Annotated in this window: 17 protein-coding genes and 1 tRNA gene; 4 read left to right on the top strand and 14 right to left on the bottom strand. The window is 30.8% G+C overall.

What is annotated here, in order from left to right:
* Window positions 1–155: 155 nt before the first annotated feature.
* The 4 genes from HF295_RS08210 to HF295_RS08195 all read right to left on the bottom strand — a co-directional run bounded on the left by HF295_RS08210 (window position 156) and on the right by HF295_RS08195 (window position 3,139).
* Window positions 156–230 (bottom strand) — tRNA-Val (locus HF295_RS08210).
* Between the two features lie 68 nt (window positions 231–298).
* Window positions 299–1,894 carry a CTP synthase gene (gene pyrG / locus HF295_RS08205; protein ID WP_312031692.1) on the bottom strand — a complete coding sequence of 532 codons (1,596 nt, stop codon included), beginning with the start codon at window positions 1,892–1,894 and terminating at the stop codon, window positions 299–301.
* 90 nt (window positions 1,895–1,984) lie between these two features.
* The gene (gene hpt, locus HF295_RS08200; protein ID WP_312031691.1) at window positions 1,985–2,530 is read right to left on the bottom strand and encodes a hypoxanthine phosphoribosyltransferase; all 546 of its coding nucleotides are present in this window, start codon (window positions 2,528–2,530) and stop codon (window positions 1,985–1,987) included.
* A 51-nt stretch (window positions 2,531–2,581) separates the two neighbouring features.
* Window positions 2,582–3,139, bottom strand: coding sequence for a Crp/Fnr family transcriptional regulator (locus tag HF295_RS08195; RefSeq protein WP_312031690.1), 558 nt, complete (start codon window positions 3,137–3,139; stop codon window positions 2,582–2,584).
* A 121-nt stretch (window positions 3,140–3,260) separates the two neighbouring features.
* Here HF295_RS08195 and HF295_RS08190 point away from each other — a divergent pair, with 121 nt between their 5' ends.
* Together HF295_RS08190 and HF295_RS08185 are read left to right on the top strand one after the other, a co-directional pair.
* Window positions 3,261–4,193: a substrate-binding domain-containing protein gene (locus HF295_RS08190; protein ID WP_312031689.1), complete on the top strand. Its 933-nt coding sequence runs from the start codon at window positions 3,261–3,263 to the stop codon at window positions 4,191–4,193.
* On the top strand, window positions 4,190–4,921 hold the full coding sequence (locus HF295_RS08185; RefSeq protein ID WP_312031688.1) for an ABC transporter permease: 732 nt from the start codon (window positions 4,190–4,192) through the stop codon (window positions 4,919–4,921). Before HF295_RS08190 ends, HF295_RS08185 begins: the two co-directional genes overlap by 4 nt.
* Before the next feature lie 17 nt (window positions 4,922–4,938).
* On the opposite strand, the gene HF295_RS08180 is transcribed toward HF295_RS08185, so the two are convergent.
* The 4 genes from HF295_RS08180 to HF295_RS08165 all read right to left on the bottom strand — a co-directional run bounded on the left by HF295_RS08180 (window position 4,939) and on the right by HF295_RS08165 (window position 9,923).
* The gene (locus HF295_RS08180; protein ID WP_312031687.1) at window positions 4,939–6,693 is read right to left on the bottom strand and encodes an NADH-dependent [FeFe] hydrogenase, group A6; all 1,755 of its coding nucleotides are present in this window, start codon (window positions 6,691–6,693) and stop codon (window positions 4,939–4,941) included.
* Between the two features lie 9 nt (window positions 6,694–6,702).
* Complete coding sequence (locus HF295_RS08175) at window positions 6,703–8,526, bottom strand: NADH-quinone oxidoreductase subunit NuoF (protein ID WP_312031686.1); 1,824 nt, start codon at window positions 8,524–8,526, stop codon at window positions 6,703–6,705.
* A complete protein-coding gene (locus tag HF295_RS08170) occupies window positions 8,513–9,028 on the bottom strand; it encodes an NADH-quinone oxidoreductase subunit NuoE family protein (RefSeq protein ID WP_312031685.1) in 516 nt (171 codons plus the stop codon). The genes HF295_RS08175 and HF295_RS08170 overlap by 14 nt, the downstream gene beginning before the upstream one ends.
* A 214-nt stretch (window positions 9,029–9,242) precedes the next feature.
* Entirely contained in the window at window positions 9,243–9,923 is a 681-nt protein-coding gene (locus HF295_RS08165) for a class I SAM-dependent methyltransferase (RefSeq protein WP_312031684.1), read from the bottom strand.
* 84 nt (window positions 9,924–10,007) lie between these two features.
* On the opposite strand from HF295_RS08165, the gene HF295_RS08160 reads away from it, so the two are divergent.
* Window positions 10,008–11,210: an L-serine ammonia-lyase gene (locus tag HF295_RS08160; RefSeq protein ID WP_312031683.1), complete on the top strand. Its 1,203-nt coding sequence runs from the start codon at window positions 10,008–10,010 to the stop codon at window positions 11,208–11,210.
* Between the two features lie 11 nt (window positions 11,211–11,221).
* Here the strand turns inward: HF295_RS08160 and HF295_RS08155 are convergent, their stop codons facing one another.
* Window positions 11,222–12,178: an ABC transporter permease gene (locus HF295_RS08155; protein ID WP_312031682.1), complete on the bottom strand. Its 957-nt coding sequence runs from the start codon at window positions 12,176–12,178 to the stop codon at window positions 11,222–11,224.
* 145 nt (window positions 12,179–12,323) lie between these two features.
* On the opposite strand from HF295_RS08155, the gene HF295_RS08150 reads away from it, so the two are divergent.
* A complete protein-coding gene (locus tag HF295_RS08150) occupies window positions 12,324–12,554 on the top strand; it encodes a DUF1858 domain-containing protein (protein WP_312031681.1) in 231 nt (76 codons plus the stop codon).
* A 15-nt stretch (window positions 12,555–12,569) separates the two neighbouring features.
* Here HF295_RS08150 and HF295_RS08145 read toward each other — a convergent pair whose 3' ends face one another.
* From HF295_RS08145 to HF295_RS08125, 5 genes are all read right to left on the bottom strand, one after another.
* Window positions 12,570–13,250: a nuclease-related domain-containing protein gene (locus HF295_RS08145; protein WP_312031680.1), complete on the bottom strand. Its 681-nt coding sequence runs from the start codon at window positions 13,248–13,250 to the stop codon at window positions 12,570–12,572.
* Window positions 13,251–13,254: 4 nt separating this feature from the next.
* Window positions 13,255–13,737, bottom strand: a complete 483-nt coding sequence (locus HF295_RS08140; RefSeq protein WP_312031679.1) for a hypothetical protein — start codon at window positions 13,735–13,737, stop codon at window positions 13,255–13,257.
* A 97-nt stretch (window positions 13,738–13,834) separates the two neighbouring features.
* A complete protein-coding gene (locus tag HF295_RS08135) occupies window positions 13,835–14,764 on the bottom strand; it encodes a helix-turn-helix domain-containing protein (RefSeq protein ID WP_312031678.1) in 930 nt (309 codons plus the stop codon).
* 10 nt (window positions 14,765–14,774) lie between these two features.
* Window positions 14,775–15,668 (bottom strand): hypothetical protein, encoded by an 894-nt coding sequence (locus HF295_RS08130; protein ID WP_312031677.1) that lies wholly within the window; start codon window positions 15,666–15,668, stop codon window positions 14,775–14,777.
* Window positions 15,655–16,878: an MFS transporter gene (locus HF295_RS08125; protein WP_312031676.1), complete on the bottom strand. Its 1,224-nt coding sequence runs from the start codon at window positions 16,876–16,878 to the stop codon at window positions 15,655–15,657. The genes HF295_RS08130 and HF295_RS08125 overlap by 14 nt, the downstream gene beginning before the upstream one ends.
* Window positions 16,879–16,921: the final 43 nt, after the last annotated feature.

Below are 16,921 nucleotides of genomic sequence, written 5' to 3'. Positions count from 1 at the left end.
AAATATCATAATCCAAAATTTTAAGTTTATTAAAAAATAAGTAATTACTTTGTTGATTTCAAATATAGTATATCATAAATAATTATATATATATACTATCCTTATAAAAAAATAGGAATAATACCAAAAAGTATCATTCCTATATTTAGCCAAAATGGTGGAACTAGAGGGACTTGAACCCCCGACCCCCTGCACGTCAAGCAGGTGCTCTCCCACTGAGCTATAGTTCCAAATGTCTATATACTATTATACACATTTCTTCTTGAATGTAAAACAAAAGCAACAAAAAATTGTTGCTTTATTTAAGTTTACTTATAAAAGATTTAAATAACGGATGAGGTCTATCTGGTCTTGATAAAAATTCAGGATGGAATTGAACCGCTATGAAGAATGGATGATTCTTTAATTCGATAATTTCTACTAGATTAGTTTCAGGGTTAATACCCGAAAAAACCATTCCATGATCTTTTAGTTTATTAAAATATTGGTTATTAAACTCATAACGATGACGATGTCTTTCTTCTATCACATCTTGGCCATAGATTTGATGTGCTAAAGTATCTTTTTGGATTTCACATCGATAAATACCTAATCTTAAGGTCCCGCCAATATTAATTCCCTCATATTGATCAGGCATATAATCTATGACTTTATATGGGGTTTTTGAATTAAACTCGGTTGAATGTGCTTCATTCAAGCCAACTACATTTCTAGAGAATTCTATCACAGATAATTGCATACCTAAACACAATCCTAAAAATGGAATTTGCTTAGTTCTAGCGTATTCTATTGCTAATAGCTTACCATGTATACCTCTTTCTCCAAAGCCTCCAGGAACTAAAATCCCATCACAATCTTTTAATTGTTGATGAATATTATCTTTGTTTAACAATGAGGCATCTACCCACTGGATATCAACCATAACATCATGATCATAACCCGCATGATTCAATGCCTCGACTACAGATAGATATGCATCTTTTAGAGAAATATATTTACCTACCAATGCTATTTTAACCGAATCTTTAATTCTTTTTATACGCCCAACTAAATTTTCAAAGAAATCTATGTTTGATTTTTTATCTTCCAATAATAGATGTTTAACAGCTAAATCATCCAACTTTTCTTCTTTTAAATTTAAAATGACTTGATAAAGAATATCTACATCTTGACACTCAATGACAGCTTGAGTGTCCACATCACAAAACAAGGCTATTTTTTCTTTGATTTCTTGATTAATATGTTTTCTTGTTCTTAATACAATTATATCAGGGCTAATTCCTAAAGACCTTAGTTCTTTAACAGAATGTTGTGTCGGTTTGGTTTTTAACTCACCAGAAGTTTCTAAATAAGGTACTAGGGTATTGTGAATATATAAGGTATTGTGAAGTCCTAAATCTCTTCTCATTTGCCTTATCGCTTCCAAATAAGGTAAAGATTCAATATCCCCTACAGTCCCACCAATTTCAGTGATTAATACATCACACTCACTGGTTAAAGCAAGATTTTTTAATCTTTCTTTGATTTCGTTGGTGATATGAGGTATGACTTGAACAGTGGCCCCATCATAGTCGCCTCTTCTTTCTTTATCAATGACTGATTGATAAATTTTACCTGTCGTAATTGAAGATTCCTTTGTTAAAAACTCATCAATAAAACGTTCGTAGTGTCCTAAGTCTAAATCAGTTTCTCCCCCATCATTGGTCACAAAAACTTCTCCGTGTTGATAGGGAGACATAGTGCCTGGATCCACATTAATGTAAGGATCAAACTTAACCATAATGACTTTAAAACCTTTATTCTTTAATAATCTTCCTAATGAAGCGGCGACAATACCTTTTCCTAAAGAAGATACAACTCCACCAGTTATAAAAATATATTTACTTTCTTTCATAATTCCTCCAAAAATAATAAAAAGGGTCCTCCAAATGGAGAACCCTTTATAGTGAGCTCTTTAAAATTATAACAAATATAAATATCAAAATCAATCTTTATTATAAACAGATTCTTTTAAAATTCCAACATAAGGTGTGTTTCTATAGAATCCTTCATAATCTAAGCCAAAGCCAACAACAAAAAGTTTGGGTATAGTTACACCAATGTACTTAGGTATAAAAGGTTCAACCCTACCCGCAGGTTTATCTAAAAGCGTTACCACTTCAACTGAAGCAGCTCCTCTGTAAAGTAATAAGTCTTTAACTACATTGATTGTTCTTCCGGTATCTACAATGTCTTCAGCAATAATCACGTGTCTATTTTCAACTGATATATCTAAATCTTTGGTAATTTTCACATTACCAACTGATTTTGTTCCACCATGATATGATTGAACACTCATAAGTTCATACTCACAATACAAGTCAATATGTTTTATAAGTTCAGCTAAGAATGGTAAACACCCATTAAGAAGACCTATAATTAATGGTTTTTTATTTTGATAGTCTTCAGTAATTTGCTTACCTAATCTTTTTGAAATCTCAATAATTTCATCTTGGTCAACTAAAATTCTTTCAATATCTTTTTCTAACATACCCTCACCTCACCTTGATTATTATATCACCAAGTCTATAAATATAAAAGATTAAATTACCTCTTTAAGATAAATATAATGCCTATCGTAATCTATTAATTTTGCATTTTTCATTTGAATAAGTTCTCTTGAAAGAGATGGTCTTGCAACATTAAAATAGTTTGCCAATGTTTCTTTTTTGGGAATTTTTATTTGATTGGTCTTTTGATTAATTCTCTCATAAAGTAGCCACATCAATATCTTTTCTCTCAATGTAGATTGCATAAGAATTTTATTATGTTGATTAAGTTTAAGAGCCTTGATACTTAACTGACTGATAAAGAACTTTTGAAATTTAATATCTTTACTTAAAATTTGATTTAATTTTTCTTTATCTAGATAAGAGATAACTGTCTCTTCTTTGGTCACAAGGTCACCAGGATAAAATGGGTTAGGACTGTTAATCAAAAAATCACCAAAAAGATCAAATTCATGTAATGTGGCCAAAACTCTTTCATCACCATTAATGGTGTAATGAATTAAATCCACTTGACCTGAATGAATCAAACCTATTCGATCACACAAATCTTGTTCTTGATAAACACATATCCCTTTTTGATAGTGACACATAATAGAAAAATACTTTATAAATTGAGATATCATAAATAAAAACCTTTCCCACTGTAACATATGTTACATATTTAAAATCGTTATTAGTATATCATAGATTTGACTAAAGGAGTTGAAAAACATGAAGAAATTCACCATCTTTTTAACATTAATTTTGCTAGGGTTATTATCATGTACAAACAGTGATACACCAAAGGAGTCAATGACAGTTTTAGTCCCTAATGGTACACCAAGCATTGCGCAAGCTTATATTGAACATGAAGAATCATCCTCTTATATCATCGATAGGGTAAGTGGTCCGCAATCGCTGGTTGCTGCCTTTACCAGTCAATCACATGATATTATTATTGCTCCAGTTAATTTAGGTGCTAACTTATATCAAAAAGGGATTGATTATCAATTGGTAGGCGTATTAACTTGGTCCAATTTACAAGTGATTTCTCGTTTTGAAATTAATGATTTATTAACTTTATCTGGTAAAAATATTATAGCTTATGGTCAAGGTTCAACACCTGAAATGATTATTGATTTCTTGATTTCTCAATACAATTTTCAAGATGAACCTATTATTTCTTATCAAGCAAGTTCTGTACAAGAAGCTTATACATTCTTTTTGCAAGATGAAGAGTCCATAGCCATTGTATCAGAACCCATAAGTTCACAAGCAAAAACAATGATAGATGATTTATATGTCTTGGATTTAGCTGCGATATGGACTGAACAAACTAAGCTTGACTTATTTCCACAAGCTGGTGTTTTCGTCAAAAAATCATTGGAAACATCTAAAGTATTACAGTATATAGAAGATATAGAAATTGCGACGAATAAGGCCAATGATAACCCCTCATTAATCGCTAACTATTGCGAGTCACTTGACTACCCTTTTGAAAAAATAGTAATTGAGTCTTCTATCAAGCTAAGTCAAATTGATTTTCAATCTCATTTACATAGTCGTGATATTATCAATGAATACTTAAATTTAATTATAGATTTTAAATCTGAACTTATTGGAAATCAACTTCCTGATAATGATTTCTATTATCCTCTATCATGAGGAAAATAATCTTAGGAGCTTTATCAATCTCTATATTAATACTTATTTGGTTTAGTTATTCTAAACATATTGCTAATGAGTTTATATTGCCAGGGCCTATAAAGGTTATTAAAACAACTATTGATTTATTGTTTTTATCTTCAACATATAAGATTATTCTCTGGAGTCTTTTTCGATTATTCATATCTTTTGTCCTATCAGCTGTGTCAGGAACTTTGCTAGGACTTATGGCAGGGAACTTTAATATCCTAGATGAACTTTTAAAACCTTTGGTATCTGCTTTAAGGTCCTTACCTATAGCTTCTATTATCATTATCATCATGATACTTTTCGGAAGAAACAATTCACTTTATATCATCACTTTTTTAATGATTTTTCCACTTGTATATGAAGCAAGCAAGTCTGGAGTTCAAAATATTGATCAAGCTTTAAAAGATAATATTGCTTTAGAAACTCATTCAACTTGGATTCTTTTATTTAGAGTTCAACTTCCTTTATCCTTACCTTTTATTAGAACTTCATTATTTCAATCCATCGGTTTAGGTTTCAAAGTGATTGTTATGGCCGAGTTTATTACACAAGCTAAAATAGGTATTGGCCGAGAACTATTTGATGGCAGTATATCCATACAATATGACTTAGTCTTTGCCTGGACCATATTGTTAATTATCCTTGTTATTATTTTCGAAAGTATTCTAAGAAAAATTAAAACAGTCTATGAAAATTAATTCATAGACTGATTTTTTTATATTCTTTCTTTTGCGCTATAGCTTGTGTGTAATAATTCATGTGCTATATGAGAACCAGGCTTCTCTAAGAAATCTTTATATAGTTTTAATACCATTTCATTTTCATGAGATTTTCTTCTTGGCATAGATTTATCTAAATCATAAAGAGCTTGTTGTCTTTTAAGTAAAATATCTGTGTGGCCATGATGATAAGGTTGGCCACCACCACCAATACATCCACCAGGACATGCCATGATTTCTATGGCATGGAAATGACTTTTACCATCACGGATATCTTCTAATATTTTTCTTGCATTTCCTAAACCATGAGCTATACCAATATTTAACTCTAAATCACCAATTTGAACCTTGGCTTCTCTAATACCTTCTAAGCCTCTAAATTGTTCAAAGGTCACTTCTTTAAGTTCCTTACCAGTTATCATTTCATATGCAGTTCTAGTTGCTGCTTCAATGACACCGCCTGTAGTACCAAATATTGCAGCTGCACCTGTAGATTCTCCTAATAATTGATCAAATTCTCCTTCAGGTAATTTTTTAAAATCAATTGAAGCTTCCTTAAACATTCTTGCAAGTTCTCTAGTTGTAAGAACATAATCAACATCAGAAATACCATCTTTGTTTAATTCTTCTCTTGCAGCTTCTGCTTTTTTTGCTGTACAAGGCATAATGGATACCATAACAATATCCTTAGGGTCTAGATTTTTTTCTTTAGCATAATAAGTTTTTGCTAAAATACCCACCATCTCATGTGGAGATTTACATGAAGAAGGCACATCTAGTAATTCAGGGAATTGATGTTCTATAAATTGAACCCAAGCAGGACAACATGATGTTAACATAGGTAAGGTTTTATTATTTTGGATTCTGTCTACCAATTCAGTTGCTTCTTCGATAATGGTTAAGTCAGCACCAAAATTGGTATCAAATATTTGATCAAAACCAAGTCTTTTTAATCCTGAAACTACTTTTCCTGTTAAAATCGTTCCAGGCTCATAACCAAATTCTTCTCCGATAGCTGCTCTCACAGCTGGCGCAACTTGAACAATCACATGTTTGTCCGGATTGTTTAAAGCACGCCATACTTTAGGAGAGTCATTTGTCTCAGCCAAAGCACCTGTCGGACATACAGAAACACATTGGCCACAATAAGTACATGATGTTTGATTTAAATCTAAATGAAAGGCTGTTGCTACAACAGCATCAAAGCCTCTTTTTAATGCCCCTAAAACCCCTACTGTTTGAATGTCTGAACACATCGTGACACACCGTCTACACATGATACATTTATTGGTGTCTTTGGTAATACCAAATGATGTTACATCCACTGGATGAGACATTTTTTCGCCTTGATAATGAATTTCTTTAATATTCATTTCATGCGCTAATGTTTGTAACTCACAATCAAGATTCTTTACACAAGTTAAACAATCATTAGGGTGATTAGATAACAATAGCTCTAGATTAGTTCTTCTACCCATAACTGCTTTTAAAGAATCTGTTTGTATTCTCATACCATCATGGACTTCTTGGGCACAAGATGGAACTAATCTACCTGTATCTTCATTTTCCACCACACATACACGGCAGTTTGCAGTTTTATTAACAACGCCAAACTCTTGCAAATTAAGATGACATAGGGTAGGAATATGTACACCAATCTTCTCTGCAGCATCAAGTATAGTAGACCCTTTTTCTACGGTCACTGGTATATTATTAATGGTTAATTCCACCATTTTATCTATTAATTTCATTTTTGCCTCCTAAGGTTTGATGATGGCATTTACTGGGCAAGCTTCATAACAAGCGCCACATGCAATACACTTAGACTCATCAATGATATGTACTTCTCTTACTGATCCACTAATACAAGATACTGGGCAATTTCTAGCACATTTTGTACAACCAACACATAGGTTAGGATCAATAGAATATGCTCTTTTCTTAGTTCGATAAGCATAAGCTTCATATTCTTCCTTAAAATATTTCATGGTCGATAATACTGGATTGGGTGCTGTTTGGCCTAAGCCACATAAAGAAGTACTCTTAATATTTTCACCTAATACTTTTAACTTGTTTAAGTCTTCTGGACTACCTTCCATATTGACTAATCTTTCAAGAATTTCGTACATTCTTTTTGTACCGATTCTACATGGCGTACATTTACCACAAGATTCATCTTGGGTAAAGTCAAGGTAGAATTTTGCTACTTGGACCATATCAGTATCTTCATCCATGATGATCATTCCACCACTACCCATCATTGCGCCTTTACTTTGTAGTGAATCATAATCAATTTCCATATCAAAGAACTCTTTTGTGATAACTCCACCACTAGGGCCACCAATTTGAATGGCTTTAATTTCTTTTCCCTCTGGATGTCCACCGCCAATTTCATAGACTATTTCATTAAAGGTTGTTCCCATTGGCACTTCCACAAGTCCATTATTTCTTATTTGACCAGCTAAAGCAAAAACCTTGGTCCCCTTTGAACTTTTAGTTCCAATACTAGAGAACCATTCCGGTCCATTAATTATGATGGCTGGAATATTGGCAAATGTTTCAACATTATTTACAGATGTAGGCTTGTTTCTATACCCCGCTTCAGAAGGAAATGGTGGTTTTTTTGTAGGTTCACCACGCAAACCCTCCATTGAATGAATTAAAGCTGTTTCTTCGCCACAAACAAAAGCCCCTGCACCTAGCTTAATTTCAATATCAAAAGAAAATTCTGTGCCAAAAATATTTTCGCCTATTAATCCAGCTTTTTTAGCAGCTGCAATTGCTTTTCTCAATCTCTCTGTAGCTACCCCATATTCAGCTCTAATATAGATTAAACCATGATTAGCGCCAATAGCATAACCTGCAATCATCATAGCTTCTAAAATAGAATGAGGATCACCTTCTAAGATTGAACGATCCATAAAGGCACCTGGATCTCCTTCATCTGCATTACAAACAATATATTTTTGATCAGATTTTACTTTTCTAGTCAATTCCCATTTAAGTCCAGTAGGAAAACCGCCGCCACCACGACCTCTTAAAGATGATTTTTTAATGATAGAAATAACATCTTCAGGACTGTATTCCTCTAAAACTTTGGCTAAGGCTAAATAGCCATCATTGACAATATAATCTTCTATATTTTCAGGATCAATTTCCCCACAATTTCTTAATGCTATACGCATTTGTTTTTTATAAAACTTCATACCAGAACCATCTTTTATTTGATCTTTTTCATTTGGTTCTTTGTATAATAATCTTTCCACAAGGGTTCTATGGACTAAATGAGAGTCAACAATATCATTTACATCTTCAACTTTTACTTGAACATAAGTGATATCATCTGGTTCAATTTTAATAATTGGTCCTTGACCACAAAATCCAAAACATCCTGTTTTAATAATTCTTATCTCTGCTTCAATAGATCTTTTTTCAAGTTCTTTTTCAATCATTTTTGCAATCATCTCACTGTCACTAGACATACAAGATGTTCCATTACAAACAAGGACATTAATTTTATAATCTGCTTTTTTAGGACATTGTTTTTTCCAAGCCTTTAAGTCATTAATATTATTTACGATCATTTTGAATACTCCTGTAGTGTCTAATAATGTCATCAACATCTTTAGGTTTTACTTTTCCATAAACCTTATCATTAATAGTTAATACAGGTGCTAATCCGCAAGCACCAATACATCTTACATCTTTAATTGTAAATAATCCGTCTTTGCTCATTTCACCTTTTTTAGTGCCTGTAACTTCCATTACACGATCTAATACCTTGTCTGCGCCTTTAACAAAACATGCTGTACCCATACATACTGAAATAGTATATTTCCCAACCGGTTTTTCATTAAAAAAAGAATAAAAAGTAACAACTCCATTTACTCTAGCAGCTGGTAAATCTAATTTCCTTGCTATATAGAGTTGTAAGTTTTGCGGAAGATATCCAAACAAAGATTGGGCCTTATGCAAAACGTGAATTAGATGTTCTTCTTTCTTTCCTTCTAAAGATAAGATATAATCATCTAACTCATTTAATAATGATTTATCTAATGTACTCATATCTAAAATTTTTCTAATCATATGTCCCTCCATTTACTTAACCGCCGTCATTATAACAAATGTAAATGATGTTTGTAAATACTTATTTTTAATAAAAAATGACTTTTTTTAATAAAATAAATTAAGCTCTAAAATTAGCGCTTTAAACAAATAAAAAAACATAACAAAAAATAACGTTTGTTATGTTAAGTATTTGACTTATGTTTAAAAGTTCTTTAGTATAATCTTTAACGAATTATTGCTTTTTAAGTAATAGCAATCTATCTTTTGGTCCCTTTTCTAGTCTTTGATATTCATCTATCTCAATTAAGTCAAACAGGGGAAATCTATCAACCCATTCTTGGGTTGTTAGGTTAACACCCCTTAGTATTCCGTTGATTGAGTAAGAATTTTCATCAATTTTCTCCATCTTTATTTTCTTAATTAATTCATCAGTAAGATAAAAATTTAACTTAAGAAGCAAGTAGCCTTCTTTACTTAAGAGTCTAGCAATTTGATTTATCATTTCCTTGGATGTTTCATAGGGTACAACATCCAAAACGTTTGAACAAATGATTCCTTCAAAGGATTCATCTGCTAATGAGTTTAAGGTATTGTGATCACCTAACTTAAATTCTATTTTCTCAATATGAGATATTTTTGCAGTTTCTTGACAGTATGAAATTGCATGTTTAGATGTATCTATACCTAAACCATAAGTCATTTTATCACCTAATAAAGCTGCACTAAACAAGGCGTATCCTGAACCTGTTCCAATATCTAATATATTCGAACACTTATTAGCGAGCCAAGATATTTTTTTTGATAAAGAAGATTGATCATAGACGTCTTCTTTATTAATTTTGCTGGCAACCAATTTACTAAATTGATTATCCCAAAATTCAATTAAATTTTGATTAAATATTTCATGGTTCATAGTATTCCTCTACTTACTATCTTATAAATGTTTATACTTTATGATATAATCATATCATATTGAATGAAAAGGAAAAGATAAAAAATGAAATCTATTAAATCTTTATATAATATTGGTCATGGACCTTCTAGTTCACATACTATTGGTCCTGAAAGAATATGTTTAGATGTTTTAAAACATTACGATGGAGATTATTATAAAGTAATATTATATGGATCATTAAGTTTTACAGGCAAGGGGCACTTAACTGATTCTATCATTAAAGAAGTTTTAAAAAATGTTGATATAGAATTTTCAAATGACCTTCATATAGAACACCCTAACACTATGGATATCATCGTTTATAGGAACCAAGAAATAATAGGCCATGAGCGCTATTATTCTATTGGTGGTGGCGCTATAAGAAGACGAGGAGATGATTGGATTGAAGAAAATGATATCTATCCTCATAAGTCTTTTGAAGAAATAAAAAATTATTGTTTAAAAGAAAATCTATCATTATATGATTACGTTTATCACTTTGAAGGTGAATCCATAAAAGATTACTTAAAGGAAGTATGGCGTGTCATGCAAGAAGCTATTAATATTGGTTTACATACCGAAGGATTTTTACCTGGGAAATTAAAAGTAAAAAGAAAAGCGAAAGCATTACTTTATTCTCAAAAAAATAAAGTGTCCATCGAGCTAAGATTGGTCAGTGCTTATGCCTATGCAGTTAGTGAAGTTAATGCCAGTGGGGGACTTGTTGTTACAGCACCTACTTGTGGCGCAAGCGGTGTTTTACCTAGCGTTTTGTATTATTTAAAAGATGTCTACAAATACAATGATCAAATGATTATCAACGCCATAGCGACTGCAGGTATTATCGGAAACATCGTTAAACATAATGGTTCTATTAGCGGTGCAGAAGCAGGATGTCAAGCTGAAGTGGGTACAGCATGTTCAATGGCGGCGGCGGCTTATAGCCAGTTAGAAAGTGGTCAAATATCAGTCATTGAATATGCAGCAGAGATTGCTTTAGAACACCACTTAGGTTTAACATGTGACCCAATTGATGGTTATGTTCAAATCCCTTGTATAGAAAGAAATGCAGTTGCTGCTCATAGAGCAATCAATGCAGGAAATTTAGCTGAATTGCTTACCAGCACCTCATTAATTTCTTTCGATACTATTGTTGAAACCATGAAGGAAACTGGTAATGATTTATTAGATACTTATCGAGAAACCTCTCAAGGTGGATTAGCAAAAAAATATAAAGCTAAAGTAGAAAAAGAACTCAAAAATTGAGTTCTTTATTATTATTCAATTGATGATTTATCCTTCTTCTTAATCATATGAATTCTTGGATCAACGAGTGTCAAGACAATATCAGAAATAAGTGAGGCTATTAAAATGGTTCCATATAATAAGACTCCGATAACAACAACAACATTCACATCAATATGTAGTTCAGAATAATATTCTCCAGGAACAATTAATGAGTCTAATAATAATTTTGATACACCAAATATATTGTAAGTTGTCTCAACGACAAAAGAAAACCCGATCATAAGCATAAATGTAGGAATGATTTCTGGTATTACTGAAGTCATTGCCTCTCTAAATCCATGTCTATAAATAGCTTGTTTGGTGGTTAAACCTTTTGTTTTCGCAAGTAAGAAATGGTCTGAACTCATCATCTCAACAATTTCTCCTCTAGTTAGCTGTGCAATCTTACCAATGGGTCCAACCACAAGTGCAAAAACAGGAATAACCAAACCTAATAGTTGTTTTCCCAAAGGAGCTGAATAGGCTGGAGCAATCGGCGGAAATATATTTAATCCATAACCCACAAACACAACTAAAAAGAAAATCAATAAAAAGGCAGGGATGGAATTAAAAATCATTGCAAAGGATGATACGATAACATCAATTGTTTTGTTTTTATGTAAAGCAGCTTTTATCCCTAAGTAAATACCTATGGGTACAAACAAAATAAGAGCTATGCCATTATACATCATAGATAATTTGAATTTTGGCCACACCAAAGGCCACACATCTTGATGTGTAATATTAGACTTACCAAAATCAAAATAGTGAATAATGTTGTAAAAATATTCCTTATAGCTATCCCAAGCAATATTAATATTTTGATCAAATGGCTGTGTTGTCCAAAACTCATACATAGCAGCTGCTAATAAAACATATAAAGCAGTCATCACTATAAGCATTGCTACAACTATAGATAAAATCCTTTTTATAACATAAATAAACATATAACCTCAGTAAATACATTATATATTAAATAATTAATAATTTCAATAATGAATGTATTAAGACCAAAGGAAGAGGTTTTCAACCATCTAAACCAAATATTTGATTAAGAATTATTTCTGAATTATAATATAAATAGGAGGTCATATGAAAGTTTTAAAGGATTCTATAAGCATCTATCAATTATCAAAAGAATGTCCTCAAACAAAAGATATAATGAAGAACTTGGGTTTTGAAGATATTGTAAAACCTGGCATGTTACAAACAGCAGGTAGATTTATGACTTTAAAAAAGGGATGTGAATTTAAAAAAGTAGATTATACAATAGCTAAATCAGCTTTTAACGAGGTTGGCATAGACTTTGAAGAAGAGAATTGAACATATTATAAATGTTCAATTCTTTTTATATTTTGCTTTGATCCTTTGAACATGGCCTCTTCTTGATTTTCTATCTTTAATATTATGATATATTAGTTGGTCCAAAACATCTATTTGTACTTCTATAGTTTTTTTGTTTGAAATATTATTTTCAATTCTTTGAATTGTTTTTAGAAGTTCATGCTCATGAACTACATAAACCTGATCTGAGTGCTTGACATCTTTTAATATTGCTTTCCTTCCAAAAACAACGATATTTATGATATTTATTTTAATATCAGTTAAATTCATAATTTTTCTAATATGGGTTTGATTTTGTTTTATAGGGTTATAAAATTGATGTTTAGAGATATTGACTTTTAGATATTTCTTGCCTTTTCTATTTTTATATTGATTGATATGTTTAACAGTCATTGTCCAGTCATGGGAAGATTCATTCCCATAAATATAGCCATTATAGTTTTTTGTTTCTATTACATATAATGCCTTTTGAGTCAGTAATAAATGGTCTATTTGTGATGATGAAATTTCATCTTGATACATTAAGTCATGAAGTTCTATTCCACCTAAGTCTAAAGCAGCTTTTTTTATAATTCGGTTGACTCTAAACTCACCAATCATCCCTTTACCTTTAGGAGATTTTATAAAAGTCAATCCAAGCATAATTATTATTAGAACAATTAAAATCCACCACATATTTTTATACCTCTTCTTCCCTAATCAAATGAATATTCGAAATAAAGGAAAAATATTCTATTTGCTTTTTGATTTTTTGTGCTTTCATTTCTGATAGATTATCTTTTATTAAAATAGAATTAGTTGGATAATCATTGATAATACTAAGCATAGTATCCGAGAGCTTTACTATTCTATTTTTTCTTAATTCAATATAATATGGCTGTTCGTCAGATAAAAAGTACCATAAATATATTGAATAATTCTTTCCTTTACCTTTAATAAATTTTGATATTTGATTTTTGACTATTAATGAAGTATATCCATCTACGTGAACCTGTTTGTTTTTCCAGAGTAAATACATTTCCTCTACCAAGTCCTTGGATGAATTTATACATAGGTCATATAAATTTTTTAACTGATCCTCACTTAAGGTTGATATATGAGTTTCATTTAAATCATAGTCATCAATTAGTATGTTAATTTTCTTAACAAAATTTTTTATCATCATATGCCTCCTTTATGATTTGATTCAAGATTATCATAAAAAAAGCATAAAAAAAGCGAATCAAGGATTCGCTGTACTTATTTGACAATATGTGAAATTATTTCACAATCAACTTATATTTAGAATAAAATAATTTATTAGATTCATAAAGCATGATGATAACGACAAGTATAAACATCATGATGATATCTAATAATAACATGCCAAAATCAATATATGGGTTTAAATTTAAAGCATTAATCATCATATGGTAGTAAATATAAAAGATTGTATAAACAAACAATAACAACTTATTCCTAAAAAGGAAAAAATGAATATTAATTGCTTTGTAATCTATAAGTTTAGATTTGTACTTTTCTTGGTAATCTATAAAAAATAGATTAATAGTTAAAAGATTAAGTAAAATTAAAAAAATAGAAAATAGGGATACAACCACTGAATCTTGGGTTTGATTTAATAAGTAAACAAAAGAAAAGATAATTGATAAATTTATTGAAAACCAAAGCATAACTGTCATCAATAAATAATATTTTCTCATAAACTGAATGTTCTTCTCGCTAGATTGATGTTCGTAAAAAAGTTTCTTATCCTCTTTATAATACTTGGTCACGATGTTGGTCTTATAATGCCTAAAATAAGAAGCAATTAAATATATTAACAATAAAATCCATGAAAAAACCATAAAACCTTGTAGAGTAAGTCCCCCAACAGGTGATAAAAGAGATAATATCATCACTATAAAATAAATGAACCATAAAAGATAGTTTCTTTCATAATCATATGAAAGATAAGGTTTTGAAACTAAATTAATGATTTGATCATTCCGAGGACGAATTTCACCTAAGAGTTCAGAAACTGAAATATTAAAGATCTTTGCTAGACTAGCATAGTAATCTGGACTTACCTGATTTCGGCCATTTTCCCAATTTGAAATGGTTGATATAGCTACATGCAATTTTCGGGCCAAATCATCTTGATTCATATCTTGAGTTTTTCTTAAATATTTTATACGTTTTCCTACATCCATGTCCTTCTCCTTAGGTGTTAATATTAACTTTAAAGTCTTTAAGCATTCTTAATGTCTTTACAGCTATAATCCCCATCCATTCTTTTTTTGCTATTTCAAATTCTTCTTGATATTGACCCCATTCCCACGCAATATCAAAAACGCCTTCACTATTTCTATTTGCTATAGTCATTTTTAATTCCTGATGAAATAAATCCATGAGTTCATGAATACCAGGACTATGCATAGACACTAAAACTTGTGAAGGTTTTGCTACATAAGCACTTAACCATTTTGAAGTATCCTTCTCAATAGCATTCATATTTTGTTCCAATAATTTTCTTCTTAAGTTGGTACAGTCTAAACCCTCACATACGTATTCATATAGCTCATTAAAACACTTTAGTTCATGCATCTCTGTTATATTTTGATTCATAAAATCTCTGATTATTTGGTCTAAATCTTTTTCAACTTTAGAATAGTATGGATCTGATTCATCCATATAATAGAACATAAAACCAATTAAAGATGCTGTTGGATTATATCCTTCTATTTCATTACCTTTTTCATAATGCCACCAAGGAGCATGAGGATATTCATTGTTTGAAGGTATTCTAAAATAAAATTTGCCTTCTTTCTTATAAGGTGTATGTTTTAAATACTCAAGTAAGAGTGTAATCATCTTGTGATCCTTAGGCAGATTCATAGCATGAATGATATTGGCTGCGAATTGACAAGCAATAGGATTACTTTCTGGATTTCTATAATCAGGTTCTAGTGCATTTCCAAAGCCTCCATCTTGATTCTGGAACTTTTTCAATGCTTTAACAACATCTTCTTTAGTCCCATTTTCAAAGAAAAAGTCATAGAGCGCTTGCTCTAATGGCCTTGCATGATTCATAATCCATGTTTTAACTTGTTTCATAATTGCTCCTTTCATGATGTTTTTGATTGATTAATTTTATAAAGGATATCAATGGTACCACCAACAGTAATGCTGTCACTAAATATAAACCTTTGATATTCAACCAAAAACTTATCAAAACCATCAATCCACCAGACAATAATTGTCCAATCGCATCTAGCTGCCCAAAACTTGAAAGAACTGTGGCTTTTATTTTTGATGGTGTATTTTTCAATAATATTGAGTTAAGTAAAGGATGTGTTGCTTCTCTTGATACAGAAAAGAAAATATATCCGAATAAGGCAAAATAGACTCTTGGAGCATATGCAAATATGATAATACCAACGATCATCATCACTGTGAAATTGAGTGACCATATGTAGATAAGATTACCTTGATTTATTCTCTTTTTTACAACATATAACATGATATATCCTGCTATAGCAACCAACCCACTTACTATTGATAAGGTCCAAATAGCAGGAATATTCCAAATAGTTCTAAAATTTAATCCATCTAATATATGTAGTTCATAAGTTCTATCAATACCTTCACTAAAAAGCCCATAAAATAACATAATTACAAACATTATTCTCAATATTTTATGGTTTTTTATGTGAGAAAAACCTTTCATTAATTGCCCATAATATTTTTTATAGAAACTTCCTATCTTAACATCCTTCTTAAATTTCACTTCCTTCATAAATATTAGGCTGAATAGTCCTAAAAATAAGAAAATAAAAGAGGATAAATATAAGGGATATTTAATATTAATCATACCTATTAAAGCAGCTAATACGATTCCTATGACCGATGTTAACTTGTAAAATTGTGAGCCTGTAATAATTATTTTCTCTAAAGAAGCGATTTCTGTTTCATCAGATATCCATGAATCTAATGCTCCACTAATGAAAGTATAGCCAAAACCAAAAATGACTTGAGATATAAAAATTACAATAAAAATAGGTGTTAAGGGTTCTATCAAGATACCAATAGAAATAACAAACATACCAATAACTATTGATAGTTTTCTACTTTTTAAGTCTGCAATTATACCTGTCGGAACTTCAAATATAAAAATAGCTATTTCTAATGCTGTTCCAATAAGTATTAGTTGATAAATTTCCATCTGTGCAATATCAATTCTATAAAGCCCAGCAGCAGTAAACATCATATGAAATGTTAAACCAGTTAGAGCTCTAATCATATAATAAACATATTCTTGTTTCATGTTAACCTCTTTATTAAGTATATACTTATTATAAACAACTCAT

The organism is Hujiaoplasma nucleasis, from assembly GCF_013745115.1.
Taxonomy (GTDB): domain Bacteria; phylum Bacillota_I; class Bacilli_A; order Izemoplasmatales; family Hujiaoplasmataceae; genus Hujiaoplasma; species Hujiaoplasma nucleasis.
This window is presented reverse-complemented; position numbering and strand designations above follow the sequence as displayed.

What these genes read in the sequence shown, in the direction of transcription:
- pyrG (WP_312031692.1), bottom strand. Translation starts at nt 1,894, where the DNA reads ATGAAAGAAAGTAAATATATTTTTATAACTGGTGGAGTTGTATCTTCT.
- hpt (WP_312031691.1), bottom strand. Translation starts at nt 2,530, where the DNA reads ATGTTAGAAAAAGATATTGAAAGAATTTTAGTTGACCAAGATGAAATT.
- HF295_RS08195 (WP_312031690.1), bottom strand. Translation starts at nt 3,139, where the DNA reads ATGTGTCACTATCAAAAAGGGATATGTGTTTATCAAGAACAAGATTTG.
- HF295_RS08190 (WP_312031689.1), top strand. Translation starts at nt 3,261, where the DNA reads ATGAAGAAATTCACCATCTTTTTAACATTAATTTTGCTAGGGTTATTA.
- HF295_RS08185 (WP_312031688.1), top strand. Translation starts at nt 4,190, where the DNA reads ATGAGGAAAATAATCTTAGGAGCTTTATCAATCTCTATATTAATACTT.
- HF295_RS08180 (WP_312031687.1), bottom strand. Translation starts at nt 6,693, where the DNA reads ATGAAATTAATAGATAAAATGGTGGAATTAACCATTAATAATATACCA.
- HF295_RS08175 (WP_312031686.1), bottom strand. Translation starts at nt 8,526, where the DNA reads ATGATCGTAAATAATATTAATGACTTAAAGGCTTGGAAAAAACAATGT.
- HF295_RS08170 (WP_312031685.1), bottom strand. Translation starts at nt 9,028, where the DNA reads ATGATTAGAAAAATTTTAGATATGAGTACATTAGATAAATCATTATTA.
- HF295_RS08165 (WP_312031684.1), bottom strand. Translation starts at nt 9,923, where the DNA reads ATGAACCATGAAATATTTAATCAAAATTTAATTGAATTTTGGGATAAT.
- HF295_RS08160 (WP_312031683.1), top strand. Translation starts at nt 10,008, where the DNA reads ATGAAATCTATTAAATCTTTATATAATATTGGTCATGGACCTTCTAGT.
- HF295_RS08155 (WP_312031682.1), bottom strand. Translation starts at nt 12,178, where the DNA reads ATGTTTATTTATGTTATAAAAAGGATTTTATCTATAGTTGTAGCAATG.
- HF295_RS08150 (WP_312031681.1), top strand. Translation starts at nt 12,324, where the DNA reads ATGAAAGTTTTAAAGGATTCTATAAGCATCTATCAATTATCAAAAGAA.
- HF295_RS08145 (WP_312031680.1), bottom strand. Translation starts at nt 13,250, where the DNA reads ATGTGGTGGATTTTAATTGTTCTAATAATAATTATGCTTGGATTGACT.
- HF295_RS08140 (WP_312031679.1), bottom strand. Translation starts at nt 13,737, where the DNA reads ATGATAAAAAATTTTGTTAAGAAAATTAACATACTAATTGATGACTAT.
- HF295_RS08135 (WP_312031678.1), bottom strand. Translation starts at nt 14,764, where the DNA reads ATGGATGTAGGAAAACGTATAAAATATTTAAGAAAAACTCAAGATATG.
- HF295_RS08130 (WP_312031677.1), bottom strand. Translation starts at nt 15,668, where the DNA reads ATGAAACAAGTTAAAACATGGATTATGAATCATGCAAGGCCATTAGAG.
- HF295_RS08125 (WP_312031676.1), bottom strand. Translation starts at nt 16,878, where the DNA reads ATGAAACAAGAATATGTTTATTATATGATTAGAGCTCTAACTGGTTTA.